This is a genomic window from Novosphingobium sp. MD-1 (assembly GCF_001014975.1).
GTDB lineage: Bacteria > Pseudomonadota > Alphaproteobacteria > Sphingomonadales > Sphingomonadaceae > Novosphingobium.
Genome location: NZ_BBXA01000031.1, coordinates 1 through 25,331, shown reverse-complemented (window position 1 = coordinate 25,331; position 25,331 = coordinate 1). Strand labels below are relative to the sequence as shown.

General features: G+C 66.4%; 24 protein-coding genes. 5 read left to right on the top strand and 19 right to left on the bottom strand.

The features are described 5' to 3' along the window. Nucleotides 1–2: 2 nt before the first annotated feature. The 4 genes from edd to NMD1_RS15990 form a co-directional block, all read right to left on the bottom strand. Nucleotides 3–1,823 (bottom strand): phosphogluconate dehydratase, encoded by a 1,821-nt coding sequence (edd, locus tag NMD1_RS16005; RefSeq protein WP_199558150.1) that lies wholly within the window; start codon nucleotides 1,821–1,823, stop codon nucleotides 3–5. Beyond that, nucleotides 1,823–2,449 carry a 6-phosphogluconolactonase gene (locus NMD1_RS16000; RefSeq protein ID WP_233497722.1) on the bottom strand — a complete coding sequence of 209 codons (627 nt, stop codon included), beginning with the start codon at nucleotides 2,447–2,449 and terminating at the stop codon, nucleotides 1,823–1,825. Before NMD1_RS16000 ends, edd begins: the two co-directional genes overlap by 1 nt. Continuing rightward, nucleotides 2,442–3,881 (bottom strand): glucose-6-phosphate dehydrogenase, encoded by a 1,440-nt coding sequence (gene zwf / locus NMD1_RS15995; protein ID WP_124807400.1) that lies wholly within the window; start codon nucleotides 3,879–3,881, stop codon nucleotides 2,442–2,444. Before zwf ends, NMD1_RS16000 begins: the two co-directional genes overlap by 8 nt. A gap of 109 nt (nucleotides 3,882–3,990) precedes the next feature. Next, complete coding sequence (locus tag NMD1_RS15990) at nucleotides 3,991–5,637, bottom strand: alpha-amylase family glycosyl hydrolase (RefSeq protein ID WP_375600806.1); 1,647 nt, start codon at nucleotides 5,635–5,637, stop codon at nucleotides 3,991–3,993. Nucleotides 5,638–5,884: 247 nt separating this feature from the next. Between NMD1_RS15990 and NMD1_RS15985 the strand changes: the two genes are divergently transcribed. Continuing rightward, complete coding sequence (locus NMD1_RS15985; protein ID WP_233497720.1) at nucleotides 5,885–6,634, top strand: response regulator; 750 nt, start codon at nucleotides 5,885–5,887, stop codon at nucleotides 6,632–6,634. A 10-nt stretch (nucleotides 6,635–6,644) separates the two neighbouring features. Continuing rightward, nucleotides 6,645–7,943, top strand: coding sequence for a sensor histidine kinase KdpD (locus NMD1_RS15980; RefSeq protein ID WP_125955501.1), 1,299 nt, complete (start codon nucleotides 6,645–6,647; stop codon nucleotides 7,941–7,943). A 7-nt stretch (nucleotides 7,944–7,950) separates the two neighbouring features. On the opposite strand, the gene NMD1_RS15975 is transcribed toward NMD1_RS15980, so the two are convergent. The 15 genes from NMD1_RS15975 to NMD1_RS15905 all read right to left on the bottom strand — a co-directional run bounded on the left by NMD1_RS15975 (nucleotide 7,951) and on the right by NMD1_RS15905 (nucleotide 22,500). After that, nucleotides 7,951–8,562, bottom strand: a complete 612-nt coding sequence (locus NMD1_RS15975) for a hypothetical protein (RefSeq protein WP_125955499.1) — start codon at nucleotides 8,560–8,562, stop codon at nucleotides 7,951–7,953. A 28-nt stretch (nucleotides 8,563–8,590) separates the two neighbouring features. Further along, nucleotides 8,591–9,598, bottom strand: a complete 1,008-nt coding sequence (locus NMD1_RS15970; protein ID WP_125955496.1) for an alcohol dehydrogenase catalytic domain-containing protein — start codon at nucleotides 9,596–9,598, stop codon at nucleotides 8,591–8,593. 15 nt (nucleotides 9,599–9,613) lie between these two features. Then, nucleotides 9,614–10,378, bottom strand: a complete 765-nt coding sequence (locus NMD1_RS15965; protein WP_124807404.1) for an SDR family NAD(P)-dependent oxidoreductase — start codon at nucleotides 10,376–10,378, stop codon at nucleotides 9,614–9,616. Continuing rightward, nucleotides 10,366–11,268: an MBL fold metallo-hydrolase gene (locus NMD1_RS15960; protein ID WP_158453983.1), complete on the bottom strand. Its 903-nt coding sequence runs from the start codon at nucleotides 11,266–11,268 to the stop codon at nucleotides 10,366–10,368. The genes NMD1_RS15965 and NMD1_RS15960 overlap by 13 nt, the downstream gene beginning before the upstream one ends. Then, nucleotides 11,265–12,104: an SDR family NAD(P)-dependent oxidoreductase gene (locus NMD1_RS15955; protein WP_125955492.1), complete on the bottom strand. Its 840-nt coding sequence runs from the start codon at nucleotides 12,102–12,104 to the stop codon at nucleotides 11,265–11,267. Before NMD1_RS15955 ends, NMD1_RS15960 begins: the two co-directional genes overlap by 4 nt. A 28-nt stretch (nucleotides 12,105–12,132) precedes the next feature. Next, nucleotides 12,133–13,203 carry an aromatic ring-hydroxylating dioxygenase subunit alpha gene (locus NMD1_RS15950; protein WP_125955491.1) on the bottom strand — a complete coding sequence of 357 codons (1,071 nt, stop codon included), beginning with the start codon at nucleotides 13,201–13,203 and terminating at the stop codon, nucleotides 12,133–12,135. A 10-nt stretch (nucleotides 13,204–13,213) separates the two neighbouring features. After that, the gene (locus NMD1_RS15945) at nucleotides 13,214–13,747 is read right to left on the bottom strand and encodes a 2,4'-dihydroxyacetophenone dioxygenase family protein (protein ID WP_124807408.1); all 534 of its coding nucleotides are present in this window, start codon (nucleotides 13,745–13,747) and stop codon (nucleotides 13,214–13,216) included. Nucleotides 13,748–13,761: 14 nt separating this feature from the next. Next, entirely contained in the window at nucleotides 13,762–14,298 is a 537-nt protein-coding gene (locus NMD1_RS15940) for a 2,4'-dihydroxyacetophenone dioxygenase family protein (RefSeq protein ID WP_125955490.1), read from the bottom strand. Nucleotides 14,299–14,313: 15 nt separating this feature from the next. Continuing rightward, nucleotides 14,314–14,847, bottom strand: a complete 534-nt coding sequence (locus tag NMD1_RS15935) for a 2,4'-dihydroxyacetophenone dioxygenase family protein (protein WP_124807410.1) — start codon at nucleotides 14,845–14,847, stop codon at nucleotides 14,314–14,316. A 63-nt stretch (nucleotides 14,848–14,910) separates the two neighbouring features. After that, entirely contained in the window at nucleotides 14,911–17,436 is a 2,526-nt protein-coding gene (locus NMD1_RS15930) for a TonB-dependent receptor (RefSeq protein ID WP_125955489.1), read from the bottom strand. Nucleotides 17,437–17,586: 150 nt separating this feature from the next. Then, on the bottom strand, nucleotides 17,587–18,519 hold the full coding sequence (locus NMD1_RS15925) for a helix-turn-helix domain-containing protein (RefSeq protein WP_125955488.1): 933 nt from the start codon (nucleotides 18,517–18,519) through the stop codon (nucleotides 17,587–17,589). 12 nt (nucleotides 18,520–18,531) lie between these two features. Next, on the bottom strand, nucleotides 18,532–19,809 hold the full coding sequence (locus tag NMD1_RS15920) for an MFS transporter (protein ID WP_125955487.1): 1,278 nt from the start codon (nucleotides 19,807–19,809) through the stop codon (nucleotides 18,532–18,534). Between the two features lie 128 nt (nucleotides 19,810–19,937). Continuing rightward, on the bottom strand, nucleotides 19,938–20,480 hold the full coding sequence (locus NMD1_RS15915) for a VOC family protein (protein WP_125955486.1): 543 nt from the start codon (nucleotides 20,478–20,480) through the stop codon (nucleotides 19,938–19,940). Between the two features lie 116 nt (nucleotides 20,481–20,596). Next, on the bottom strand, nucleotides 20,597–21,610 hold the full coding sequence (locus tag NMD1_RS15910; protein ID WP_125955485.1) for an NAD(P)-dependent alcohol dehydrogenase: 1,014 nt from the start codon (nucleotides 21,608–21,610) through the stop codon (nucleotides 20,597–20,599). An 86-nt stretch (nucleotides 21,611–21,696) separates the two neighbouring features. Then, on the bottom strand, nucleotides 21,697–22,500 hold the full coding sequence (locus NMD1_RS15905) for a helix-turn-helix domain-containing protein (protein WP_223806401.1): 804 nt from the start codon (nucleotides 22,498–22,500) through the stop codon (nucleotides 21,697–21,699). Between the two features lie 100 nt (nucleotides 22,501–22,600). Between NMD1_RS15905 and NMD1_RS15900 the strand changes: the two genes are divergently transcribed. From NMD1_RS15900 to NMD1_RS15890, 3 genes are all read left to right on the top strand, one after another. Further along, on the top strand, nucleotides 22,601–23,830 hold the full coding sequence (locus NMD1_RS15900) for a Tm-1-like ATP-binding domain-containing protein (RefSeq protein ID WP_223806402.1): 1,230 nt from the start codon (nucleotides 22,601–22,603) through the stop codon (nucleotides 23,828–23,830). Further along, the gene (locus tag NMD1_RS15895) at nucleotides 23,827–24,282 is read left to right on the top strand and encodes a biotin/lipoyl-containing protein (RefSeq protein WP_125955484.1); all 456 of its coding nucleotides are present in this window, start codon (nucleotides 23,827–23,829) and stop codon (nucleotides 24,280–24,282) included. The genes NMD1_RS15900 and NMD1_RS15895 overlap by 4 nt, the downstream gene beginning before the upstream one ends. Continuing rightward, nucleotides 24,279–25,331 (top strand): biotin carboxylase N-terminal domain-containing protein (locus tag NMD1_RS15890; protein WP_125955483.1); only part of this gene is annotated, 1,053 nt, incomplete at its 3' end. The genes NMD1_RS15895 and NMD1_RS15890, both read left to right, overlap by 4 nt.

The window sequence follows — 25,331 nt, the reverse complement described above, 5'->3', positions numbered from 1 at the left end:
TTTCAGAGCCCTGCGGCCGACAGCATCGCCGAACCGCCGCGTTCGGCCGGGTCGGTATGGTGGCGCATCAGGGCGAAGAGTTCGCGTCCTACGCCAACCGCCTCGGCCGGCGCAATCGCTTCATCGCGCGCAGCCCATTCGGCCGGATCGACGAGCGCGACGAGTTCGCCGCTGTCCGCGCAGACGCGCACCACATCGCCATCGCGCAACCTGGCCAGCGGGCCACCGAGCTTGGCTTCGGGCGAAACGTGGATCGCCGCCGGCACCTTGCCCGACGCGCCCGACATGCGCCCGTCGGTGACCAGCGCCACCTTGAAGCCGCGATCCTGCAATACGCCGAGCGGGGGCGTGAGCTTGTGCAGTTCGGGCATGCCATTGGCGGCCGGACCCTGGAAGCGGACGACCACGACCACGTCGCGCTCCAGTTCGCCCGCCTTGAATGCGGCGATCACCTGGTTCTGGTCATCGAACACCCGGACCGGCGCCTCGATCGTCCAGCGGGCCGGATCGACCGCGCTGACCTTGATCGTGCCGCGCCCCAGATTGCCTTCGAGCAGGCGCAAGCCCCCTTCAGGCTGGAACGGCGCGGCCACCGGGCGGAGCATGGATTCGTCCGCGCTCGCCTGCGGCGCGGGGGTCCAGCGCAGCGTTTCGCCGTCCATCACCGGTTCCTGCGCGCCTTCGGCCAGCGACTGGCCATAGACGGTGCGGATATCGGCATGGGCCAGACCCGATTCCACCAGTTCACGGATCACGTAGGGCATGCCGCCGGCGGCGTGGAAGTAGTTCACATCACCCGCGCCATTGGGATAGACGCTGGCGATCAGCGGCACCACGCGCGAAAGTTCGTCCATGTCGTTCCAGTCGATCTGCACGCCGGCCGCGCGGGCGATGGCGGGCAGGTGGATGACGTGGTTGGTCGAACCGCCCGTCGCCAGCAGGCCGACGATGGCGTTGACGATCGCCTTTTCATCGACGCAATGGCCCAGCGGGCGATAGTCGTCGCCGTCCCAGCCGATCCCGGCGATGCGGTGGACGGCGGCGCGGGTCAGTTCCTGGCGCAGCTTGGTGCCCGGCAGGACGAAGCTGGAGCCGGGCATGTGCAGCCCCATCATCTCCATCATCATCTGGTTGGAATTGGCGGTGCCATAGAACGTGCAGGTGCCCGCGCCGTGGTAGCTGGCGCTTTCGCTTTCCAGCAGTTCCTCGCGCCCTACCTTGCCTTCGGCATAGAGCTGGCGGATGCGCACCTTTTCCTTGTTGGCAAGGCCCGTCGGCATCGGCCCCGAAGGCACCAGCATCATCGGCAGATGCCCGAAGCGGAGCGCGCCGATCAGCAGGCCCGGCACGATCTTGTCGCAGATGCCCAGCAGCAGCGCGGATTCGAACATGCCGTGGCTGAGCGCGACGGACGTGGACAGGGCTATGGTATCGCGGCTGAACAGCGACAGCTCCATCGAATCCTGCCCCTGCGTCACCCCGTCGCACATCGCCGGCACGCCGCCCGCCACTTGCGCCGTCGCGCCTACCTCGCGCGCGAAAAGCTTGATCTGTTCGGGGTAGCGGCCATAGGGCTGATGCGCCGAAAGCATGTCGTTGTAAGCGGTGACAATGCCGATGTTCATCGCCTTGCCGGTGCGGATCGCGGCCTTGTCGTCGCCGCTGGCCGCGAAACCGTGGGCCAGGTTGCCGCACGACAGGATCGGCCGGTTGACGCCCTGTTCGCGCGCGCGGTCGATCAGGTCGAGATAGCGGCGGCGGCTGTCGCGCGAACGCTCGATGATACGGTCGGTGACCTTGGCGACGATCGGGTTCAGGGTCATCATGCGCTCCAGTAGATCGTGACCGGCGGGCCGAAGCCGCGCAGGAAATCGGAAACGGGATAAGTGTCCGCCCCGCCCAGCACCCGTTCGACGAGTTGCTTCTTCGTCGCGCCGGTGATGACCAGGATGATCTCGGTGGTGGCCTTCAGCGCGCGGCGGTTGAGCGTGAGGCGCGGAAAGGGCGCTTCGGGCGGCAGCGGCACCGGCGTGGTGGCGATCACCGCCGGGCCGGGCCGGACCAGCGCGTGCATGTGCGGGAACAGCGATGCGACATGCCCGTCCTCGCCCATGCCCAGCCAGACCAGATCGAACGGTGCCACGGCGGCACCTTCGGCAAGCCGCTCCACGGTCACGCCGCTATCGCCCAGCGCGGCAACGAGCTTGCCGTAGTTCGACGCCGGATGGTCGTCGGGCACCTGCCGGTCGTCGGTGAGGCAAAGTGTGACGCCGGACCAGTCGAGCGCGCGGTCGGCCAGCAGCGCGAACACCTTTACCGGGGTGGAACCGCCCGGCACCGCAATCCGCTTCGGCCCCGGCTTCGCCAGTTCCGCCGCGATGCGATCGGCCACGGCGGCGGCATCGCCGGGCTCCGCCCAGCGCACCTCAGCGGGGCGCGGGTCAATCATTCCAGCTTCGCCCATCGCGTTCGGTCAGCGCAATTGCCGCGTTCGGCCCCCAGCTTCCGGCGGAATAGCCCTTCACTTCCATGCTTTCGGTGGCCCAGACCTTGCGGATGCCATCGACCCAGCGCCACTGCGCCTCCACCTCGTCACGCCGCACGAACAGCGTCTGCTGGCCTTCGATCAGATCGAGCAGCAGGCGTTCGTAAGCGATGCGGCGGCGGGCCTTGGCAAAGGCGGTGGTCAGCGAAAGATCGAGATTGACCTCGCGCAGCACGATGCCGCCCCGGTCCAGCCCCGGTTCCTTGGCCATGACCTGCAGCCGCACGTATTCCTCGGGCTGAAGGCGGATGACGAGCCGGTTGGCGCGCAGCCGGCTGCCGAAGATGTTGTGCGGCACCTGCTTGAACTCGACGACGATTTCCGAGCGCCGCTCGCCCAGCCGCTTGCCGGTGCGCAGGTAGAACGGCACGCCCTGCCAGCGCCAGTTCTCCACGTGCGCCTTGATCGCCACGAACGTCTCGGTCTCCGAAGGCTGGCCCAGGTCGTCCTCGTACCCCTTGACGCTTTCGCCCTTCACCGCGCCGGCGCGATACTGGCCGCGCACCATCTCGTCGGCCTTCACCGGACGTAGCGCGCGCAGCACCTTGACCTTCTCGTCGCGGATCGCGGTCGCGTCGAAATCGACGGGCGGTTCCATCGCGGTCAGCGCCAGCAACTGAAGCATGTGGTTCTGCACCATGTCACGCAGGGCGCCGGTATCGTCGTAGAACCCCTTGCGCCCTTCCAGCCCCACCGTTTCGCTGACGGTGATCTGGATGTGGTCGATCCCCGCGCTATTCCACAACGGCTCGAACATCATGTTGGCGAAGCGCAGCGCCATCAGGTTCTGGACGGTTTCCTTGCCGAGGTAGTGATCGATGCGGAAGATCTGGTTTTCGGCGAAGGCGGCGGCGACGGCATCGTTGATGCGGTTGCTGGATGCCAGATCGTTGCCCAGCGGCTTTTCCAGGCCGATGCGCACCCCTTCGTGCGCCAACCCCGCGCTTTTCAACCCGGCAATGGTCGGTTCGAACAGCGCCGGGGCGGTCGAGAGGAAGATCGAGAGGCCGCACGAGGTATCGCCCAGCTTCTCCGCCAGCCCGGCAAAGCCGGCGATGTCGGACGCGTCGAGCGTCTGGTATTCCAGCCGTTCCAGAAAGCTCGCCAGCTTGGTTTCGTCCTTGCGGTCGGCGGGCAGGAACTCGTCGAGCGCGGCCTTCGCGAAATCGCGAAAATCGGCGTCATCATGCTCCGACCGGGCGGTGCCGACGATGCGCAGGCCCGGCTCGATCAGCCCGTCCTCGTGCAGCGCATAGAGCGAGGGTAGCAGCATCCGGCGCGAAAGATCGCCGGTGGCCCCGAACAACAGCAGGGCGGAACAGCTTGCCTCAGCCATCGGATGCTTCTCCTTATGGTTTCGTCCGGACCGGGGCCATCCCCTCGAGGCCCCCGTTAGCCCGGTCATTCCAAACTTGCACAACGCATAAGTATGCGATTGGTATTGCTTACTCCTCGAGCGCGATCAGCAATCCGCCATATCCGGGCAGGTCGGCCCTTTCTTCCAGGCCGGCGCCGTTGACGCTGGCGAGCACCTGTCCGTCAAAGGCAATCCCTGCCGGCCAGGCTGCCGGGCGCGAGGACAGGTTGAAGAGGCCTGCCACCGCCTGCCCCTCGTGCCGGCGCACGAAGGCCAGCACATCGTCGTCCGCGTGGACCACCTCGAACGAGCCCAGGCGCAGCGCCGGCGTGGCGCGCCGCAGGGCCAGCAGGTTGCGCGTCCAGTGCAGCAGCGACGTCGGTTCGGCTTCCAGAACATCGACGGCGCGCGAAAGGTTCTCCGGGCTCATCGGCAGCCACGGCGTGCCGGTGGTGAAGCCGCCGTTCGGCGCGTCCGCCCGCCACGGCATCGGCGTGCGCACGCCATCGCGCGAGAGCGTGAGCGGCCAGTTGGCGATGGCTTCCGGGTCCTGCAGCAGTTCGAACGGAATATCGTCCTGCACCAGCCCCAGCTCCTCGCCCTGATAGAGGATCACGTTGCCGCGCAGGGCCAGCAACAGCATCTTCTTCAGCGGCGCGAAGGCGGCGCGCTCCTCCGGGGCGCACCAGCGCGAGACCGCGCGCGGCGCATCGTGGTTCTCGAAGGCCCAGCTTGGCCAGCCCTCGCCCGGCGCGCCGGTCCACTTCGCCAGCGTATCGCGGATCAGCGCGGGCGTCAGGCTTTCGGCATAGAGGAAATCGAAGCCATAGGCGCTGTTCAGGCGGTGCGCGCCGGCGGTGTATTCCTTCATCTCGATCTCGGCGCGGGCGCCGCCCACCTCGGCCACGGTGAAGATCGCGTCGTAACGGTCGCACAGCTTGCGGATGCGCTCCACGAACAGCGCGACATCAGGGTGCGACTGGCTGAACACCTTCTCCTGAAAGTCGAACGGCCGCGTGCGGATACGCCCGTCGTCCGCCACGGGCGGGTTATCACGCAATTGCGGGTCGAACATCGAATGGTTGAGCGCATCGAGCCGGAAACCATCGACTCCGCGATCCAGCCAGAACTTCGCGGCCTCCAGCAGCGCGTCCTGCACCACCGGGCTATGGACGTTGAGCTGCGGCTGTTCGCGCAGGAAGGTGTGCATGTAATACTGCCGTCGCCGCGCGTCCCACGTCCACGCCGGACCACCGAACACTGACTGCCAGTTGTTGGGTGGCGTGCCATCGGGCTTCGGATCGCGCCAGACGTACCAGTCCGCCTTGTCACCGTCGCGGCCCTGCCGACTCTGCGCGAACCATGGATGCAGGTCGGAGGTGTGGGCATAGACCTGGTCGATCGTGACTTTCAGCCCCAGTTCGTGCGCGCGGGCGACCAGCGCATCGAAATCGGCGAGCGTGCCGAAGATCGGATCGACATCGCAATAGTCCGCCACGTCATAGCCGAAATCGCGCATCGGCGAGGTGAAGAACGGCGATATCCAGATGCCGTCTACCCCGAGCTTCGCCACATGATCGAGCCGCGCCGTGATCCCGGCAAGATCGCCCACCCCATCACCATCGGCATCGGCGAAGCTGCGGGGATAGATCTGGTAGATTACCGCCCCGCGCCACCACGGCGCAGTGACGGGAGCGGACAGGTTGGCGTCACGGCTTGCGGTCATGGGCCTCATTTCGACAGGTTGGCGAAACGGAACATACCCGATCACGGTCATCCCGCAATGCACACAAACCGCGATGCCGCCCGACAATTCGTATGCGCGATCCCGATCGAGCGCTGACGCGACAGTTTTATAGAATATCCGCGAAGGGTTTGCGATCCCGCCCCGTTTTAGGGGTGTCGGCCATGAACGGATCGTCCGGCGCGTGCTGCGCTGCAACGTCCACTATCGGGTTCGCACCCTGAAACAAGGAGCCACCATGGAACTGCTCCCTATGACATCCTTTCCCACATCTGCCCCCGTCCAGCCCCGCGCCGAAGCGCATGTCGTCATCCTGGACGACGACGCAGATCTGCGCGCGTTGATCGGTGACTACCTGGAAAAGCAGGGGCTGGCCGTCACGCTGGCGGCGAACGGGCAACAACTGCGCACGACCCTTGCTGCGGGCAAGGTCGATGCGGTCGTGCTCGACCTGATGATGCCGGGCGAGGACGGCCTTTCGATCCTGCGCGACCTGGCGGATCGCCCCGGCGCGCCTTCGGTGCTGATGTTGTCGGCGATGGCGGCCGACATCGACCGGATCGTGGGGCTCGAACTGGGGGCGGACGACTACCTCGCCAAGCCGGTCAACCCGCGCGAACTGCTGGCGCGGCTGCGTGCGGTGCTGCGCCGGCGCGGCACCAGCGTTCCCGCCGATGGCAGCGCCATCACGCGCTTTGCCGGATGGACGCTTGATGCGCAGTACTACACCGTGCGCGATGCGGCCGGCGCAGAAGTCGAACTGACCAGCGGGGAGTTCAAGCTGCTGCATGCTCTGGCCGTGCGCGCCGGGCGGGTCATCAGCCGCGAGGAACTGCTCACCGCGCTCTATGGTGATGAAGGCGAGGCTTTCGATCGCGCGATAGACGTCGCGGTTTCGCGCCTTCGCGGCAAGCTGATGCGGCACGATGGCGATAGCCTGATCCGCACCATCCGCGGCGAAGGCTATCTGTTCGCCGCCCGCAACTGATGAGACGTTGATGGCGGGCTGGAAAAGCGCCAGCCTGACGACCCGGCTGGGCGTCGTCATGCTGGCTGCTCTGCTGCTGGCGACGCTTGGCAATTTCATCGTCACCTTCTCCGGGCCGCCGCCCTATCCGCGCCCGATGCCGATCGAGGAGCTGCTGCCGGTTCTCGCGAAGGACCGGCCCTTGTCGCGCCTTGCCTCGACCACCCGGATCGAACGCGGCAGCGCGCAGTTCCTGCCACAGCCGGGCGAAGTGCCCGTGCCGGCCGCCGCCGCGCGGATCGACGATCTCCTGCCCGATTGCGACGGGTGCGTGCAGCTTTCGGTGGAGCCGGGCGCGCTGATCCAGCGCCATCCACTGGAAGCGCCGCTGGCGATCCGCGAAACCTTCTCGCTCGGCATACGCCGCGCGGACGGCACATGGTCGATCGCGCGCTATACCCGGCGGCCGTTCATTACCGGATGGCACTGGGCGACGCTGGCGATGACGCTGGCGCTGGCCGTGCTGCTGGCGGGCGTGTCGTTCCGCCTCGCGCGCAGCATCGTGCAGCCGTTGCGCCGCCTCGGTGCGGAAGCGGACCGCGTCGTCAACGAACACGATGGCATCACCATCACTAGCGGCGGGCCACCCGAAGTCGCGCAACTAGCGCAGGCCGTGGCCGCCATGCGCGATCGTCTGGCCGGGCTGGTGGAAAACCGCACGCAGATGCTGGCGGCTATCGCGCACGATATGGCCGCACCGGTCTCGCGCCTGGAATTCCGCCTGCATCAGCTGCCGCCCGAGGCGCGCAACGGTGCAGAGCGGGACCTTACGGAACTGGCCGACATGATCGGCAGCATCATCGACTATGCGCGTGGAACAGCGGGCAGCCGCAAACGCGCGGTAGACATGAAGGCGCTGTGCGCGAATGCAATCGCGACGATCGATCAGGAAGAAGGCCGGCTGGCGTTCCGTGCGCCGGAGGAAGACTGCACCGTCAACGGGGATCCGATGACGCTGCACCGGCTGATCGCCAATCTGGCGGTCAATGCGCTGCGCTATGCCGGCGGCGGCGAACTGACGCTGGAGGGGAATGCGCACGGGATCGTCGCACGCATGGCGGACCGCGGACCGGGTTTTCCACCCGAGCTTGCCGAAAGCCTGTTCGAGCCGTTCTTCCGCGTGGAAGGATCACGCAGCCGCGAAACCGCCGGCACCGGGCTTGGCCTTGCCACCGCGCGCGACGTGGCGAAAGCGCATGGCGGCACGCTGACCGCGGCGAACCGCGCGGGCGGCGGCGCGGAATTCGTGCTGACCCTGCCCCGCGGCTGAAGCGGCCTCAGCCCTGCCAGACCCAGTAACGCGGCCCGAACCGCGCTTCGAGCGCGGCAAGCTGTTCGCGGTGGATCGCGCGCACGCGTTCGGGCGTGGTGGCCAACGAAGGATCGATTTCCTCGATCTTCAGGCTGGTCTTGTCCTCGTAGAGATGTTCACCAGCCAGACGGGCGCTGCCATCGTAAGGCCAGACGAAGGCCTGCCGGCTCGATACATGGTAGAGCCCTTCATCCTTCTCCATTGCATAGCCCACAGCCTTCAGGTCCGCGCCGCGCGCCAGCTGGTGGAACGTGATCTCGTCGCAGATGCCCCAATCGTTGACGGCAAGCCGGTCGTCCGAATGCCACAGCACGGTTTCACCCACGCTGTTGTAAAAAGCGAGCACGCCGTCCTTGCCTTCGACCACGGCGGGGCTGTCTCCCCAACTCACGCGATAGACCGGGTGATCGACCATCATGTCGGGCTTCACGATCTCGTCGTATAGCCCTGCGCCCTCCAGATGAACGTGCCGCCAGAAATTGAGCAGGATCGCCTTGTGCAGCGGATCGTCGGTCCGTTCGTAGAGCACCTGAGTGGGCTTCATGCAGTCGAAGACCGCCTGTTCGATGGCATTCATCGGATATTCTCCCGCAACGTGTTCCGCGTCAGGCGGTCGGGTCGATCAGCACCTTGCACTGGTGGGTGCGCTTGCGCAGCGTCTCGAACACCTGGGGCGTGGCATCGAGCGCGATGGTGTCGGTCACCAGCAGGCGCGGTTCGGCCGCGCCGCTATCGAGCGCGTCCAGCGCCGCCTCGTATTCCTGCCGGGTGAAGAAGGCCGATGTCACGAGGCGCACTTCCTTCGACAGCATGGCGAAGCTGTTGAAGGTATCGGGCCGGGTACACAGGCCCAGCAGCAGGATCGTGCCCCGGTTGCGCACCTGATCCACCGCCTGCGCGATTAATCCGGGCACGCCGACGCATTCGAACACCACGTCGGCCTTGCCGCCCAGCGCGCGTTCGGCGCTGCCGATCGGATCGGCGGGATCGACCACGAAATCGTGTGCGCCCATCGCCAGCGCGCGATCGCGCTGCCACGTTGCGAGATCCTGCACCACCACGCGCCCCGCGCCATGGCGGCGCGCCCAGAACGCGACGGCAAGGCCGATCGGCCCGGCGCCGAGGATGAGCACCCGGTCGCCAATACGCATCCCGCTCATGGCCAGGCCGTGCAGCGCCACGGCCAGCGGTTCGATGATCGCACCATCGGCCAGGCTGGCCGTCTTCGGGAGGCGCACGCACTGGTTGGGCCGGGTCAGCGCATATTCGGCATAGCCGCCGCCCTGCAGGCCGAACTGATCGCACCAGGCGACTTCGCCCGAGCGGCACGAGGGGCATTGGCCGCAACTGCGAAGCGGAACGACCGAGACGAGATCGCCCATGCCCAGCCCTTCCACGCCCTTCCCCAGCGCCACCACTTCACCGGCGAACTCGTGCCCCAGCACCGATCCCGCGCCCATGCCATAGGTGGGGTCTTCGGTCATGTGCAGGTCCGAGCCGCAGATGCCGCAACGGCCCACGCGCACGACGACCTCGCCCTCGCCCGGTACAGGATCGGGCACGGTCTCGATCGCCAGCGGCCGGTGAAGGCCCTGCATCACGGCTGCGCGCATTGGTATGTCGTCCTTCTAGTGCGCGGTCTGGCCGCCATCGATCACGAACGTCGCGCCGTTGATGAAGCTGGCCGCGTCCGAACACAGATGCAGCACGGTGCCCGCGATCTCCTCCGGCTGCGCGGCGCGGCCGCTGACGTTGCCCGCGAAGAACGCCGCGCGGAATTCGGCGCTATCGGCCCAGTGCTGGGTCATCGGGGTGACGACGAAGCCCGGCGCAATGGCGTTCACCCGGATGTTGGAGCGGGCGTAATCGATCGCCGCCGCCTTGGTCAGCCCCACGACCGCGTGCTTCATCGCGACATAGGCCGCCATGTTGGGATCGGCGATTAACCCGCCGACCGACGCGGTGTTGACGATCGCGCCGCCGCCCACTTTCAGGAAGTGCCGGATTTCCGATTGCAGCGCGTACCACACGCCCTTGAAATCGACGTCGACGGCCAGCGCCATCTCCTCGGGCGGCACCTCGTGCAGCGGGCGCTGCGGCGGCAGGACGCCGGCGTTGTTGAACGCCGCATCCATCCGGCCATAGCGGTCCACGCAGGCAGCGACGAGCGCCTCGACGGCGGCGGCATCGGTCACGTCGGTCGGCACGAACGCGCCCTCGCCCCCGGCTTGCGCGATCAGCGCCACCGTTTCGCCCGCGCGGTCGTCCTTGTCGCCGATCATCACCCGCGCGCCTTCACGCGCGAAGGCCAGCGCCGTGGCGCGGCCTATGCCCGTCGCGCCGCCGGTAATGAGCACCGCCTTGCCGGCATAGGTTCCGTTCACTCCTGCCATGCCGGCTGCTCCCGCTTGGCCACTTTCGACGAGTTCCCCAGCAGGAAATCGCCCAGAACGTCGACTGCATCCGGATAGGCCTTCTGCACCCGCGCGCGCAGATCGGCGCTGTCCTTGCTGGCGGCGACCAGCTTCGGCCAGTCGGCGATATAGCGCCGGCTGAAGTCCAGCCCGCTGGTATCGTTGGGCAAGCCCGGCTTGCTGTGGCCGGGCACCACCATATCGGGCTTCAGCGCGGCGAGCTGATCGATCGACCGGCCCCAGGCGGCGATGGCGGCGGCGTCATGCTCGCCGAACCACAGGTACATCTGGTTGTAGACCAGATCGCCGGGGAACAGCGCCTTGATCGACGGCACCCACAGCGCGGTGGCATGGACGTGATCGCCGGCCATCGGTCCGATCACCTTCAGCTCCCGGCCCTCCAGCATGATCGTATCGCCATCGAGCGGCGCGGGCGCGGTGGGATGGCGCGGGGCATTCGCGCCCAGCACGGGAGTCCAGCGCTTGACCTTGAACGGAAGCGATTTCCAGATGTCGGCCGTCACCGTGGGATGCGCCACGATCTTCACGTCGGGAAAGGCATCCTTGATGACTTCCATCGCGAAGAAGTGATCGGGATGATCGTGCGTGACGTAGAGCGTGGTCAGGTGCTTGCCGCTGTCGAGCACCATCGCGACGACGCGGTGCGCGTCGGCCAGAGTGAACGGCGCGTCCACCAGCACCGCATCCCGCTCGCCTTCGATCAGGGCGATGTTGGCATAGAGCGATCCGCCGCTGGTGCGCAGCACTTCCACCGTCAGCGGCTTCTGCGGGGCTTGAGATTGGGCCTGCGCCGGCGCGCCAGGCAGGGCGATGACGGCCAGGGCCGCGAGCAGGGTCTTGCGGATCACTTGTATTTCCCCAGCATCATGCCGCCGTCGATCACGACGTGGCTTCCGGTCATGTAGTCCGAGGCATCGGAAGCGAGCAGCAGTGCCAGCGGCTTGATCTGGTCGGTTTCGGCCAGCTTGCCCAGCGGAACGATCGCGTCCCACGCCTGCCGCGCCACCGGGTCCTTCTTGAGCCAGCCGCCGCCGATGTTGGTGACGAAGGGCCCCGGCGCGATCGCGTTGATGCGGATGCGGAACTCCGCCAGTTCCAGCCCCAGCGCGCGCACCATGTGCAGCACGCCCGCCTTGGCCGGCATATAGGGCAGGCCCACGATCGGCTCGGTGACCAGCCCCGCGTTCGACGCGGTGGTGATGATCGAACCGCCGGTGCGGCCGTTGGCGCGCCCTTCCTTCTTCATGATCCGCACGGCGTTGCTGACCGTGTAGAACACGCCGGAAAGATTGACGGCGATCGACTTGTCCCAGCGCGCCGGATCGTAGGTATCGACCTGGCCATCGGGATTGCGATGCCCCGCCGGGTTCCAGAAGCCGGCCCCGGCATCGATCCCGGCGTTGGCGAAGCAGATATCGAGGCCACCATAGGCCTTGTCGTGCGCGTCGAACGCGGGGGCCACGGCATCGGAGCGGGACACGTCGCAGACGTCGGCGCGCGCCTCGTACCCGGCTTCGCGCAGGCGTGCGGCCTCGCGTTCGGCGCCCTCGGCGTCGATGTCCGCCAGCGTGACCGCCGCGCCGGCTTCGGCCATGGCCTCGGCATAGGCAAGGCCTATCCCCGAAGCCGCACCGGTAACCAGCGCGCTTCTGCCCTTGATGTCGAAGCAATCCAGTGTCGCCATGTGGCTCTTCCTTCTCCCGCCGCGCCGTTCAGGCTTCGGCCTGTCTTTCCCGCTCGATCAGCCGTTGCAGCATCCGCCGCGCCCGTACTCCGCCGCCGTCGCCATTCAGGATCAGCGGGCGCAGATCCCAGAAATCGTGGCGGCGCATCAGCCGGTGGCTGTCGCGGATGATCGGCATGTCCTCGTGTTCGAAAGCATATTCCAGCGCCGCGCGCATGCCCGCTGCGAACTCTGCGTTTCCCAGAGCGAAATCCCGTGCCGTCGCCCAGAAGTAATGGGTGGTATCGGGTGTTTCCGGCGTGAAGGCGTGGACCGAGGGCAGCAGCGTGCAGCTCTCGCGCGGAGTCCCCGGATCGCCGGCGCGGAAATCGAAATAGAGCACGGCGGGCGCGTGCCACACCACCTCGCCATAGAAATCCTGCTTGCGGCCGATCCGCCCGAGCATCCCGCCGATGCCTTCGGACAGGTAATCGTCCAGCCGCACATATTCGGCGTGAACGGTTTCGCCGTCCTGCCAGAACCGCCGCTCGCCTTCGGTGAATGCGCTCGCCACCAGCGCGGGATGGACGAAGTTGGCGTGGCTGAGATCGAGGATGTTGTCGCTATAAAGCTCGTAGTGCCCTTCGGCCACGGTCGCGCCGCGCACCGCTTCCCAGCGCGGATCGGCCAGCCACGCGAAATCGGGAATGCGCGCGGCATCCGCCTTCGCCGGATCGCCCATCCAAATCCACAGCAACCCGTGGCGTTCTTCCAGCGGATAGACCGGCAGTCGGCCATCGGGCAGTTGCCCGCCGGGGTGCGGGTTGTGCACGCAGCGGCCCGCCCCATCAAAACGCAGCCCGTGATAGGGGCACATCAGCGTGCCATCGACAACCGTGCCATTGCCCAGCGGCGCGAAACGGTGCGGGCAGCGCCCGCCGACGGCACGGGCCTTGCCGGTTTCGTCGCGAAAAAGGGCGACCGGTTCCTCGAGAAAGACCCGCGCCATCGGCGCGACGCCCAGATCGGAAGCCCAGGCGGCGACATACCAGCAATTGCGCAGGTAGGTTCCGCGTGGGGTTTCCGAAAGCCTCGGGACCGGTCGGCCCTCTCCCCTCATGACTCGTTGCTCAGAGATACAACTGCGGGTTGATCGGGATGTTGTTCTCCCGGCAATAGCTTTCGTAGTGGTTCATGAACCACCACACGTCGAGCGTTTCCACGTGGTTGCCGTTCTCGTCGAAGAACTCGTTGGCGCCCTGCATGTGGAACAGCGCCTTCATGCCGTTGGGGTCGTCGGTGACGAGCGTATGCGCGGTGCCCGGCGTTTCGGTGATGAACTCGCCCGGGCGGCACACCCAGTCATATTCCAGATAGCGGAAGGACCCTTCCAGTCCCACCGCCCAGACGCGGCCACGGTGCTTGTGCGTGCCGATCACGCCCGGCCCCTTGATCCACAGGATGTTAACGTAGATGTTCTCGCGCACGTCGAACGCCAGATGGCGAATCGCGGCATTGTCGCCGAATGGCACCCACGGGCTCTCCGCCTCGGACGCGCCGACATACGTACCCTCGACGCCCTTGGCACGGATCAGGTCACCATAAAGCTCGGGAACCTGAACGATCTTGTATGCGCCCGACGGCGGGGCCTTCATCGTACCCATGACGGTCTTGTCCTTCAAAGATAAAGCTTGGGGTTGATGGCGAGGCCGTGCTCGCGGCAATGGGTCTCGTAGTGGTTGATGAACCACCAGACGTCCGTGGTATCCACGAACACGCCCTTGTCGTCGTAGAACTCGATCGGCCCCTGCATCCAGCCGAACAGCTTGCACCCTTCCGGATGGTCGCTGACCAGCGTGTGGCTTTCCCCCGGCGTTTCCAGGATCAACCCGCCGGGCGTCGCCACCCAGTCGTATTCGAGATAGCGGACGCTGCCTTCCAGGCAGACCATGGTGATCGTGCCGCGGTGAAAATGCGTGCCGATCACGCCCGGCCCCTTCACCCACAGGATGTTGGAGAACAGGTTCTGGCGCACATCGAACGCCAGGTGCTTGATCGCCGCGTTGTCGCCGAACGGCACCCAGGGGCTGTCGACATCGGTCTGCGCGTCGATGTAGCGGCCGCCGGGGCTCAGCCGCTGGACCAGTTCACGATGCGCGAAAGGAACGTCGACGATTTCGGCCTTGGTGGACGGCGGCGCGGTCATCACGGTCATGGGAAAGTCCTCACCTTAGCGGATCAGGGTATCGACGTAGTCCGCGCCGATGCCGTTCGAGGCATAGTGTGCGCGCGCCGCGGCCATGTAGTCGAACACGTCGTAATGCCCGGTGGTGTTGCCTTCCTCGTCCAGCCACATCAGCGGACCGGACACGACGAAGAACACCTTCATCGGATCGGGATGGTCGTAGCAGACCAGCGTGTGGCTCTCGCCCGGCGTCTCGTAGATGAAATCGCCCGCCGTCGCGGTCCATTCGTGCTCAAGATAGGCCCACTTGCCGCTGATCGTGTAGGCCCAGATCGGGTGCGGGTGATAGTGCCGGTTCACGAGGCCCGCCTGCTTCGACATCAGCACGTCTGCCCACATGTTCTTGGCCGGGCTGATCCACACCGGCTTGGAGAACACGGTCTCGCTGATCGGCACCCAGTACCGTTCGTCGCCTTCAGCGATCTTCGGCATGTAAACTTCGGGAAGCCCGCCTTCGCGAAAGACCTTGGCGACCGGCTTGATGTCCTTCCAGAATTCGGAATGCGGGGATTCGGGCATGGTATCCTCGTTGGGGTAGGCGCGAGCGGCAGGCATCCCGCCGCCCGCGCAAGTGTCAGAACGTCAGAACTTCACGCCAAGCCGGGCGTACCATTCGGCCGGGCGGTTGTAGGTGCCGTAGATCTGCCCGCCGGCAAGCTGGGCCTGGCCAGTGATGAGCAGGCGCTTGCTGGTCAGGTTGGTGCCACCGACGGTCAGGTCCCAATTGCCCGAAGGCGCCTTGTAAGTGGCGCTGGCGTTGACCAGCGCGTTGCCGGGCCGCATCAGCAGATAGGTGCCTTCGGTGTCGTTCTTGACCGCGCTGGTGTAGGTCACGTCACCCAGGAACACGAGCTTGCCGTGATCGCCGAGGTCCGCTTCGTAGCGTGGGCTGATGTTGACCTTCCACTTGGGCGTCTTGGGCAGCGTGGCGCCCGGGATCACGCCCGCCTGCAGCGCCGAAGGCGCCACCTGCGCGCCGGCCAGGACGCTGGTGTAGTAGGCATCGGTATAACCGACCGATCCCGTCAGCGTGAACCCGCCACCCGGCGCCGCCGTCATCTCGATTTCAAAGCCCTTGATGCGCGCATCGCCGGCGTTCTGGATGGTCGGCGAAACGCCCTGCTGGAAGTTGAGCTGGATGCCCTTGTAATTGGTCAGGAAGGCGGCGGCGTTGATCTGGAGATGGCGGTCAAGCAATTCCGACTTCACGCCGATTTCCCAGGTTTCGGCCTTTTCCGGCCCGAAGCCCGGCGCATAGGGCAGCGGGTTCGACAGGCGCGTCGTCCAGCCGCCGGTCTTGTAGCCGCGCGACCACGAACCGTAGAGCATCACGTCGTCGGTGGCATGGTACTGGATGCCGACCTTGGGCGAGAAGTTGCTGAACGTCTTGTGCTGCACGCCGGCCACGTAATAGCGCAGCGGCTGCCCGGGATTGGGGAAGTTGTTGTCGATGCGGCACTGGTTGCTGATCGGGTTGAGCGAAGCGCAGTTCGGGTCGCCGAACGCCTGTGCCAGCTTGTAGTTCAGCCCGTTGGCGTCCGACTGGAAGCCTTCGAAGTCCTTGTTCTCGTGGGTGTAGCGGCCGCCCAGCGTGATCGAGAGCTGTTCGGTCAGCATGTAGTCCAACTGGCCGTAGAAGGCGTAGTTTCGGGTCGCCAGGTTGTTCGGTCCGTCCACCTGCAGCAGGCCCTCGGCGAACGTCACGTAATCGTGCAGGTCACCCGATTCCTTGAAGTAGTACCCGCCCAGCACGTACTTCAGCTTCTTGTCCATCGCCGTGCCGGTCAGCTGCAATTCCTGGCTGAACTGCTTCTGGTTCATCGAGAAGCTGGTGTGCAGGAAGTTGAGCGGCGAACTGTCGAGGTCCATGCCGACCTTCCAGTGCAGCTCGCGGTAGGCGGTGATCGACTTCAGCGTGGCGTTGTCAGACAGGTCGTACTCCAGCGTCACCGCCGCGCCGCCCTGCTTCAGCTTGTTGAAGTTGTTGCCGTTGGCATAGCTGGTATCGATGTTGTTGGTGACGAACCGGTTGTCATAGGGCAGGCGGTTGTTGTCCGGATTGGCATCGGTGTTGACGCCGAACAGCGCCGGCAGGTCGAACAGGCTGTTCAGACCACCGCGCCGCGCGGTGTAGGCGATCGAGGGCGGGCCGCCGATGAAGGAATCGCACGGGCCGGTCGCGCCGCCCACCGTCACCGTCGGGTTGCCCGCGATGGCGCAGTTGTAGGTGCCGGCGAACACCGCCGGGAACGTGGTGATCACGCGGTTGGCGATCTGTGAGGTATCCGTGTTGCTGTAATCGCCGGTCACCGTCGCGCGGAAGGCCCCGTTGGTGTACTTGATCTTGCCGCGCAGGTTATAGGTATTGTCGCCACCCTCGGTGCCGTAGCCGCTGTTGTTGTAGCCAGCGGCTTTCAGCGAGGTGATCGGATCAAACGCATACGACGACGCCCCCGGATAGGGCATGCGGTGCAGGTAGCCGCCGCGGCGGTTCACCGCGAAGCTCAGCGAGGAGGCAAGGCCTTCGGCGATCGGCACATCCACCGTGCCCTTGACGTTGATCAGGCTGTAGCTGCCGGTGGTGACGCTGCCCACGAAGCGGAACTGATCGCCCGGATCGTGCGTGACGATGGAAATCGCGCCACCGATCGTGTTGCGGCCGAACAGCGTGCCCTGCGGACCTTTCAGCACTTCGACACGGTCAACATCGGGCAGGTCCTGGTTCGCGCCGACCGAGCGGGCGAGATAGACGCCGTCGAGGTAGATGCCCACACCCGGATCGATGTTGAACGCAAAGTCGTTGGCGCCGATGCCACGGATATAGGCGGCCAGGACCTGGCTCGACCCCGAGAACGGCGTGCCCGCATCGAGCGTCACGTTCGGGGCTATGTTCGATAGTGAGGCGACGCTGGTCACCGCGCGCTCCTGCAAGGCGCCCGCCGTGAACGCACTGATCGCGATCGGCACGTCCTGCACGTTTTCCGCGCGCTTCTGCGCGGTGACGACGATCTGCTCGATGCCGCCGCTGGGTTCCTGTTCGTCCGCAGCCATGGCCGGTGTGGCCAGCGCCGTGGCGAGCACGGCAAGTGAAACCGGTGCGAGTTTCATGCTCTTCTCCTCTCCCAAAAGTCCGTTATCTGGTGCTACCGCGCAAAACGCGGACACTGTTGGCAGTGTTCTGTAACCCCTCCCTCATTCGCCTGCTTGCACTGGTGCGCAGGGCGATCAGGACGGAAACGCAAATCCTTCACGCACGTCTCAGCGCGCTGCCCTCCAATCGCGCGGCGCGACGCCGAAGTGCTGGCGGAAGCAGCGCGCGAAATAGGCGCTGTCGTTGAACCCCAGCTCGAAGGCGATGTCGGTGATGCTGGCATCCGGCGTGGAGACCAGCCGGTCCGCGGCGCGGCGCAGGCGGCGTTCGAGAATGTAGGCGGTGGGCGTGGTGCCCATCCCCGCGAACAGGTTCTGGATCGTGCGGACCGAAGTGTTGCAGACCTGCGCCAGCATCACCGTGCGCAGCGCCGGGTCGCCCAGGCTGGCTTCCACGACCGACAGCACGCGCTCCCGCAGGACGTGATCGTTGGCGCGATCCTCGGCCGGCCGCTTAGCCCCCCGCATCGCGAGAGCGAACAGATCATAGAACACCGAGGTGACGCCGCGTTCCCATTCCGGGTCCTGCTGGCTCTGATCGCCAAGCTGCCACAGCGACAGCAGGAAATCGTGGAACACGCGTCCCCCGGGGGTGCCACCATGCAACCTTTGCCGCATCAGATCGTCTAGCCCCGGAAAGCGCTCGACCAGCGGCGCGCGGGGAAATTCCACCACCAGCAACTCGTGGCCGGTCAGCTCGATCGAATAGGGCCGGTGTGCCGACCCCAGTACGAAATCGCCGGGCTGGAGAAGACTTTCCCCCCCGTCCTGCATGTGGCGGCTCTTGCCCCGGCATTGCAGGTGCAGGATCACCCGCTCCTCGGCGCTGTCGGTACCGCGCCGGCCGACGAAGGACTGGGTCGAACGCGGGCGGATCATGGCGAGGTCGCCGACGTTCCAGCTCCACATCTCCCCCCGGAACTCCTCGCCGGGGGTGTTGACGAACGTGCCCGTGTAGATCCGGTCGACAAGATCGTTCCAGTACCGCAACCGCTGCGTGGGTGCGATGCCCGTTGTCGCGAACTTCTCGATTGCCCCCATCGCCCCCTCCGTTCAGGTCAAAGCCGCCGCACCGACGGCGCCGCTGCGCCGCGCGACGATGCGCGGCGCGGATTCGACCAGCCCCAGCGCGCACAGGCCCGCAAGGATGGTCAGGACAAGCATCAGCCACAGCGGCGCCGAAAGGCCCCACCCGTCGGCCAGCGTGCCGGCCAGGAAAGGGCTCAGCACGCCGCCCAGAACCTCGCCCGTGCCCATGACCACGCCGGTCAGCGTGGCGGTAAGGCGCGGGTCGACCGATTCCGAAGGGATCGTCGCCATGAACATCGGGAACAGGCCGTTCAGCCCCCACCCGAAGAAGAAGATCGCGGCCAGGACCCAGGGCGATCCGTTGTAATACAGTCCACCCAGAGGCAGGATCACGCCCAGAAAGGCGAAGAAGATCATTACCGGACGGCGGCCGATGGCATCGGAAATCGCCGGCACCACGAAGCTGCCGATCCCGGCGGAAATGCCCAGCGTGGCCATCAGCCAGCTCATCGTCTCGGGCGCGAACCCGCGATGCTTGGTTAGGAACAGCGGCATGAACGCCCAGCACACGACAAGGTAGGAGACCAGCAGCACCGAGATCACTGCGCTCAGCACCACGTTGCGGTGCGCGAACGCCTCGCGCAGCGTGACGCGGGGATGATCGCCATCGTCCGCGGGCGCCGGCGGTTCGCGCAGCGTGAACCAGATCAGCGCGGCGGTGATCAGGCCGGGCGCGGCGGCGAGATAGAACCCGCCGCGCCAGCCCACCGCCATCGCCACGGGGACGAGCAGGATCGGCGCGAGGCCCGATCCCAGCAGGTTGGAACCAAGGTTCTGCGCCACGCCCATCGCCAGCCCGCGCCGTTCGGGCGCCACTTCGCTGACGATCATCGAATGGCTGACCGGCATCACCCCGCCTTCGGCCGCGCCCATCAGCAGGCGCGCACCCAGCAGCATCATGAACGAGGACGCCATACCCGAAACGAACGAGCACAAGCAGAACGCCAGCGTCGCGACCACGACCACCGGCTTGCGCGAACCGAGCCGGTCGGAAATGCGGCCGACCGCGAGGCCCGAAAGCGCCCAGGTGAGCGAGAGCGCCGAGCTGAACATGCCGACCTGCGTGTTCGACAGGTGCAGGTCCGGCTGCACGAACGGCATCAGGAAGTTGAGCGCGTTGCGGTCGAAAAACAGGATGCCGAAATTCAGGCTGAGCAGCGCGGTGACCCAGACCTGGTATCCCCCTCCAGCCACCGTTCCAGCGGCCGCCTTCCCGGCATCGTTCATCTGGCCGTCGCGCATGCTGTTCTCCCGTTCTCTTATCCGGCAATCACGCCAATTTCCCTTTCCTGTTAGGCCGCGTGCCCTCTCCTCTCTTGCATTGGCGCGCAGACCATCAGGATCAGCGCGCAAGTTCATGCCCGGCATCCTCAGAGGAACGGGCGCACCGGATCGGCGCCGTCCCAGTCCAAAGAGGCTTTCCAGAACCGCGTGAAATGCTCGTCCATGCCCGGCGTTGCCGGGATCAGCTCGAGAAACCCCGGCGCGGCCGCGTCTCCGCCTTCCAGATAGGCGACAGCGCCCCCGGTGGGCACTGCGGCACGGAAGGCCAGGCGATAGGCGCGTTCGAGGTATCCCGGCAGCTCCGCGTCCACATCGGCGCAGGCGATACCAAAATGATGGAAGCCATAGCCCCGCTCCTCGATCGTCTCGCGATAGACCGAGGGATGATCGTCGAGCGGCTGGATCAGCTCGATCTGCATATGCCCGGCAAAGCCCATCGCTATGGTGACATCGGCGCGCGAGGGCTCGCCCCGGTAGAACTGGTCCGGCGCCAGAAAATGGTCGAGCAGGAAGAATGGGCCAGCCCCGCAATCGCGTATGAAATGATCGATCGACGCGCGGATGTCCGCGACGACGAACGCCGTCTGCATGATCCCGCCGAATGGCTGTCCGAACCCTAGTTTCGTCATGCCCATGCTTCCTTCATGCACGGGCGATTCCACCGGATCACCGGCGGAACACCCGTCCCTCGTCCCTGTCGCGGCCACCGTCTTTCCCGGCGGTGGTCCGCAGCGTCAGCGCCCGTTCAGAGCGTAATCACGACCTTGCCGAACAGGCTGGCCGATCCCTGATAGTTCCAGGCATCGCGCGCCTGTTCGATCGGGAACGTCCGGTCGATCACCGGCTTGATCGCGTGCTTGTCGACAAAGGCGTTGAGCCGTTGCGCCATGCCGCGCGATCCCACGAAAATTCCGCGCAGCGTGGCGCCCTTGAACATCAGCCCGTGCGGACTGGTATCGCCTTCGCGCGTCAGCACGCCGATCAGCGCTATCTCGCCCGCGAAACCCACTGCCTGTATGCTCTGCGCCAGCGTGCCCGCGCCACCGACCTCGACGACGTGATTGACACCGCCACCCGCCAGCCGCGCTGCTTCCGCGCCCCACGCGGGCACCGCGCGGTAATTGATCCCTTCGGTTGCACCCAGCGCGCGGACCCGATCCAGCTTCTCGTCGGAGGACGAGGTGGCGATCACGCGCGCGCCGGCTGCCTTGGCGATCTGGAGCGCCAGCAGCGATACGCCTCCGGTACCCAACACCAGCACGCTTTCACCGGCCTGCACCGGACGCGGCCCTTCCATCAGCGCGTTCCACGCGGTCACACCGGCGCAGGGCAGGCAGGCCGCCTCCTCGAAGCCCAGGCTTTCCGCCAGCGGCACCACGCCCCGTTCGGACAGGACCACGTAGTCCTGCAACATGCCCGTTGCCGGCGGAGCGCCAAGCGCCGGGCCTGCCTGCGGATTGGGCGGGCCATCGACCCAGTTCTGGAAAAACGTGCCGGCCACGCGATCGCCGACGCGAACGCTCGTCACGCCGGCACCCACCGCCTCGACCTCGCCCGCGCCATCGGACAGGGGAACCGTGTCGCGATCGACCGCTCCGCCCATGTACAGTCCCAGCGGGATGATCTGGTCGCGATAATTCAGCGAACAGGCCCTGACCCGAACCAGCACTTCACCCGGCCCGGGGACGGGCTTTTCCGCCTCGACGAGCTTCAGCCCGTCAAGCGAAGAAGACCCCTTTTCGATCACCCACTGCCGCATCGTGCCTTTCCTCTCCCGCCAAGCAGTCTCGCCGAAGCGGCTGGCGTAATTAATCAGCAACGCAAACGGATTTCACTGTACGAAACTTATTTGTCCTTCCCTTCGATCTCTAGCCCGATGATCCGCGCGGTCCGGCGCAACGCTTCGAGATTGCGTGCGATTACCACCTCTTCCGCTCCCCGCCGCGCGGGCCACGTCACGTTGATCGCCGCGACAGGCGTGCCTTCGACAATGATCGGCACGGCCATGGACCGGCGGCCATCGCGCAGCACCAGTTGCCGCGACCGGTCGGGCCACGGATGCAGCGGCTCACGCGAGGCATGGCCGCGTTGGCGCGTCTGCTGCAGGATCTGGCGCAAGTCTTCCTCGGTTCCCTCGCTCGTTTCCTTCGGTCGGAGCCGAGCGATGATCGCCTCGCGCTCGGCCTCGCCGCACGCCGCCAGATAGGCCCGGCCCGTCGCGGTGTGGATATAGGACAGCTTTACCCCCACCGGCCCCAGCACCGCCGAATCGAGTCGGAACAGCGGCCCGTTGGTCTCGATGATCTCCATGTGATCGAGCCGCGGCACGGCCAGGACCGAAGGCCAGGCGATCCGCGTGCTGAGCGCCTTCATGTGCTGCGAGGCGACTTCGGCGATGCGCTCCGCCGAAGCGACCGGGGCTGCCGTCGAGGCATAGGCGTGCGGCAGATAGGCACCATCGGCAAGGCGCTGCCAGATCAGTCCCTTGCGGCCCAGCGTCATCAGCATGCGCAGCAAGGTGGCCTTGGGCAAGCCAAGCGCCTGGTGCAATTCGTGCAGGCTGGCCGCTTTGCGCGCCTGCACTTCGAGCAGCACGTCCAGCCCGCGTTCAAGCGCGCGGACGGTCTTGACCTTCCGTTCCAGCATCATCCCCGTTTCACCTTATGCAACGCAAAGTCGCCAAACCATCGTGCAAAGTCAATCGCGCTGTCGCAGCTTTAAGGCGGGAGACACGCCCCTGGGGGCCACAATGGACGGCAAGATGGACAACAAGCCAAGCGTCCTGCTGATTATCACGCAGGATACCAAGGAAGAGGAAGCCCGCTTCGCGCGGGCGGCGCTGGAAGAAGCAGGCGTGCGCGTGGTCCATCTCGACCCCAGCGTACGGCGCACCCTGGGCGGTGCGGAGATTTCACCCGAAGATGTGGCCGCCGCCGCCGGCACCACGATCGAGGCGGTGCGCGGACTGGGCCACGAAGGGCATTGCCAGGACGCGATGATACGCGGCGCGGTCGCCGCCGCTCATGCCTGGGATGCGAAGGACCCGATCTCGGGCATTCTCGCCATCGGCGGTTCGATGGGGTCGGCGCTGGCCGGCGCCCTGATGCAGAGCTTTCCCTATGGCCTGCCCAAGCTGATCGTCTCGACGATGGCCTCGGGCTTCACCAAGCCTTACATGGGTGTGAAGGACATCGCGATGATGAACGCGGTGACCGATATCGCCGGCATCAACACGATCAGCCGCGACGTGTTCCGCAACGCCGCCTTCGCCGTGGCCGGCATGGCCAAGGGCTATGACCGCGACAAGGGGCCGGAGCGCCCGCTGGTGCTGATGACCACGCTGGGCACCACCGAAGCGGGCACGCGCCGCATCCGCCAGGCGCTGGAAGCCGATGGCTGCGAAGTCATGGTGTTCCATTCCTCGGGTGCGGGCGGCCCCACGCTCGATGCGCTGGCGCAGGACAAGGACGTGGCGCTGGTGCTCGACCTTTCGGTCACCGAGATCATTGACCACCTGTTCGGCGGCCTTGCCGACACCGGCCCCGATCGCGGCCGCCCCGCCCTGCGCAAGGGCATTCCCACGATCATCGCGCCGGGCAACGCCGATTTCATTATCGGCGGCCCGATCGACGTTTCGCGCGTGCAGTTCCCCGACCGGCGCTATCACGAGCACAACCCGCAACTCACCGCCGTCCGGACCAAGCTGGAGGATTTGCGCAAGGTGGCGGATCATCTTGCCGCCAACGTGCGCGAGGCGAAGGGACCAGTGCGCGTGTTCACCCCGCTGGGCGGCTTCTCCAGCCACGACAGCACCAGCGGGCACCTGATGGACACCACGGTGCCCGCGCCGTTCGCCGAATATCTGCAACAGGTGATGCCGGCCAGCGCGCCCGTCACCGTCATCGACGCGCATTTCAACGACGAAGCGTTTGCCGACGCCATCATCGCCGCCGCGCGCGAACTTCTGGAAGCCAAATGACCGAAGACCTGCCCCTTACCGCCGAGGACGTCGCCGAGATCGTCGCCATCCTCGAAAGCTCCGGCTATCGCGAAGTCGATATCGCAACCAACCGCTTCCGTCTGCGCGTGGCGCGCGGCGATGGCGCGCAATCCGGCTTCACCCAGGAATGGCAATGGGCCGGCGCGACGGGCGCCGGTGAGGCTAGCACCGGTGAAACCGTCGGCGCCGAAAGCGACCCGGACGCCGTTCTCGCGCCGCTGCCCGGCACGTTCTACCACGCGCCGCAACCGGGCGCGCCGCCGTTCGTCCAACCGGGCGACAACGTGAATGCCGAAACCGTGGTCGGCATTGTCGAGACGATGAAGCTGATGAACCCGGTTCATGCCGGCCGCAGCGGCGTCGTCGCCGAAGTGATCGTGCCCAACGCGACGATGGTCGCCAAGGGCCAGGCGCTCGTGCGGCTGGCATGATCCGCAAGCTGTTCATCGCCAATCGCGGCGAGATCGCGCTGCGCGTGATCCGCACCGCGCGCCGCATGGGCATCGCCACGGTGCTGGGCGTGTCCGAAGCGGACGCTTCTTCGCTGCCCGCCCGCCTTGCCGACGAGGCGGTCGTGATCGGGCCGGCGCCTTCGTCACAAAGCTATCTCGTGATTGATCGGGTGGTATCCGCCGCGCGCGATGCGGGGTGCGATGCGGTCCATCCCGGATACGGCTTCCTGTCGGAGAACGCCGCGTTCGCGCGGGCCGTGGCCGAGGCGGGCATGCGCTTCGTCGGGCCGGACATCGCCACGCTGGAGGGCATGGGCGACAAGCTCGCCGCGCGCCGGCTGGCGCTGGAAGCCGGCCTGCCCGTGCTGCCCGGCGGCGAAGCGGAAACCGCCGAGGCCGTGCAGGCCCGTGTCGCGGAAACCGGCTTTCCCCTGCTGCTGAAGGCCGTTTCCGGCGGTGGCGGCAAGGGCATGCGCCGGGTCGACCGCGCCGAAGACCTCGACAGCGCGCTGGCGATGGCCCGCGCCGAGGCGCAAGCGGCATTCGGCAACCCGGCGGTCTATGTCGAGCGCTTCGTGGCGCGCGGCCGCCACGTTGAAGTGCAACTGCTGGGCGACGGGCAAACCGCGCTCCACCTCGGCACGCGCGATTGCTCGATCCAGCGGCGGTTTCAGAAGCTGGTGGAGGAAGCCCCTGCCCCGGCCATGCCCGAAGCCGCGCGCGCGGCGATCGAGGACGCGGCGGTCCGCCTTGCCCGTCATCTGCGATACCGGGGCGCGGGCACGGCCGAATTCCTTGTCGATGCCGACGATTTCTCGTTCTACTTCCTCGAACTCAACGCGCGTATCCAGGTCGAGCATCCGGTGACCGAAGCGATCACCGGCATCGATCTGGTGGAGCAGCAGTTGCTCGTCGCCGCCGGCAAGCCGCTGGGGCTGACGCAGGCGATGGTGCGCCCCGAAGGCCACGCCATCGAGGTGCGCATCAACGCCGAGGACCCGGACGCCGATTTCCGCCCTTCCCCCGGC

What these genes read in the sequence shown, in the direction of transcription:
- edd (WP_199558150.1), bottom strand. Translation starts at nt 1,823, where the DNA reads ATGACCCTGAACCCGATCGTCGCCAAGGTCACCGACCGTATCATCGAG.
- NMD1_RS16000 (WP_233497722.1), bottom strand. Translation starts at nt 2,449, where the DNA reads ATGATTGACCCGCGCCCCGCTGAGGTGCGCTGGGCGGAGCCCGGCGAT.
- zwf (WP_124807400.1), bottom strand. Translation starts at nt 3,881, where the DNA reads ATGGCTGAGGCAAGCTGTTCCGCCCTGCTGTTGTTCGGGGCCACCGGC.
- NMD1_RS15990 (WP_375600806.1), bottom strand. Translation starts at nt 5,637, where the DNA reads ATGAGGCCCATGACCGCAAGCCGTGACGCCAACCTGTCCGCTCCCGTC.
- NMD1_RS15985 (WP_233497720.1), top strand. Translation starts at nt 5,885, where the DNA reads ATGGAACTGCTCCCTATGACATCCTTTCCCACATCTGCCCCCGTCCAG.
- NMD1_RS15980 (WP_125955501.1), top strand. Translation starts at nt 6,645, where the DNA reads ATGGCGGGCTGGAAAAGCGCCAGCCTGACGACCCGGCTGGGCGTCGTC.
- NMD1_RS15975 (WP_125955499.1), bottom strand. Translation starts at nt 8,562, where the DNA reads ATGAATGCCATCGAACAGGCGGTCTTCGACTGCATGAAGCCCACTCAG.
- NMD1_RS15970 (WP_125955496.1), bottom strand. Translation starts at nt 9,598, where the DNA reads ATGCGCGCAGCCGTGATGCAGGGCCTTCACCGGCCGCTGGCGATCGAG.
- NMD1_RS15965 (WP_124807404.1), bottom strand. Translation starts at nt 10,378, where the DNA reads ATGGCAGGAGTGAACGGAACCTATGCCGGCAAGGCGGTGCTCATTACC.
- NMD1_RS15955 (WP_125955492.1), bottom strand. Translation starts at nt 12,104, where the DNA reads ATGGCGACACTGGATTGCTTCGACATCAAGGGCAGAAGCGCGCTGGTT.
- NMD1_RS15950 (WP_125955491.1), bottom strand. Translation starts at nt 13,203, where the DNA reads ATGAGGGGAGAGGGCCGACCGGTCCCGAGGCTTTCGGAAACCCCACGC.
- NMD1_RS15945 (WP_124807408.1), bottom strand. Translation starts at nt 13,747, where the DNA reads ATGGGTACGATGAAGGCCCCGCCGTCGGGCGCATACAAGATCGTTCAG.
- NMD1_RS15940 (WP_125955490.1), bottom strand. Translation starts at nt 14,298, where the DNA reads ATGACCGTGATGACCGCGCCGCCGTCCACCAAGGCCGAAATCGTCGAC.
- NMD1_RS15935 (WP_124807410.1), bottom strand. Translation starts at nt 14,847, where the DNA reads ATGCCCGAATCCCCGCATTCCGAATTCTGGAAGGACATCAAGCCGGTC.
- NMD1_RS15930 (WP_125955489.1), bottom strand. Translation starts at nt 17,436, where the DNA reads ATGAAACTCGCACCGGTTTCACTTGCCGTGCTCGCCACGGCGCTGGCC.
- NMD1_RS15925 (WP_125955488.1), bottom strand. Translation starts at nt 18,519, where the DNA reads ATGGGGGCAATCGAGAAGTTCGCGACAACGGGCATCGCACCCACGCAG.
- NMD1_RS15920 (WP_125955487.1), bottom strand. Translation starts at nt 19,809, where the DNA reads ATGCGCGACGGCCAGATGAACGATGCCGGGAAGGCGGCCGCTGGAACG.
- NMD1_RS15915 (WP_125955486.1), bottom strand. Translation starts at nt 20,480, where the DNA reads ATGACGAAACTAGGGTTCGGACAGCCATTCGGCGGGATCATGCAGACG.
- NMD1_RS15910 (WP_125955485.1), bottom strand. Translation starts at nt 21,610, where the DNA reads ATGCGGCAGTGGGTGATCGAAAAGGGGTCTTCTTCGCTTGACGGGCTG.
- NMD1_RS15905 (WP_223806401.1), bottom strand. Translation starts at nt 22,500, where the DNA reads ATGATGCTGGAACGGAAGGTCAAGACCGTCCGCGCGCTTGAACGCGGG.
- NMD1_RS15900 (WP_223806402.1), top strand. Translation starts at nt 22,601, where the DNA reads ATGGACGGCAAGATGGACAACAAGCCAAGCGTCCTGCTGATTATCACG.
- NMD1_RS15895 (WP_125955484.1), top strand. Translation starts at nt 23,827, where the DNA reads ATGACCGAAGACCTGCCCCTTACCGCCGAGGACGTCGCCGAGATCGTC.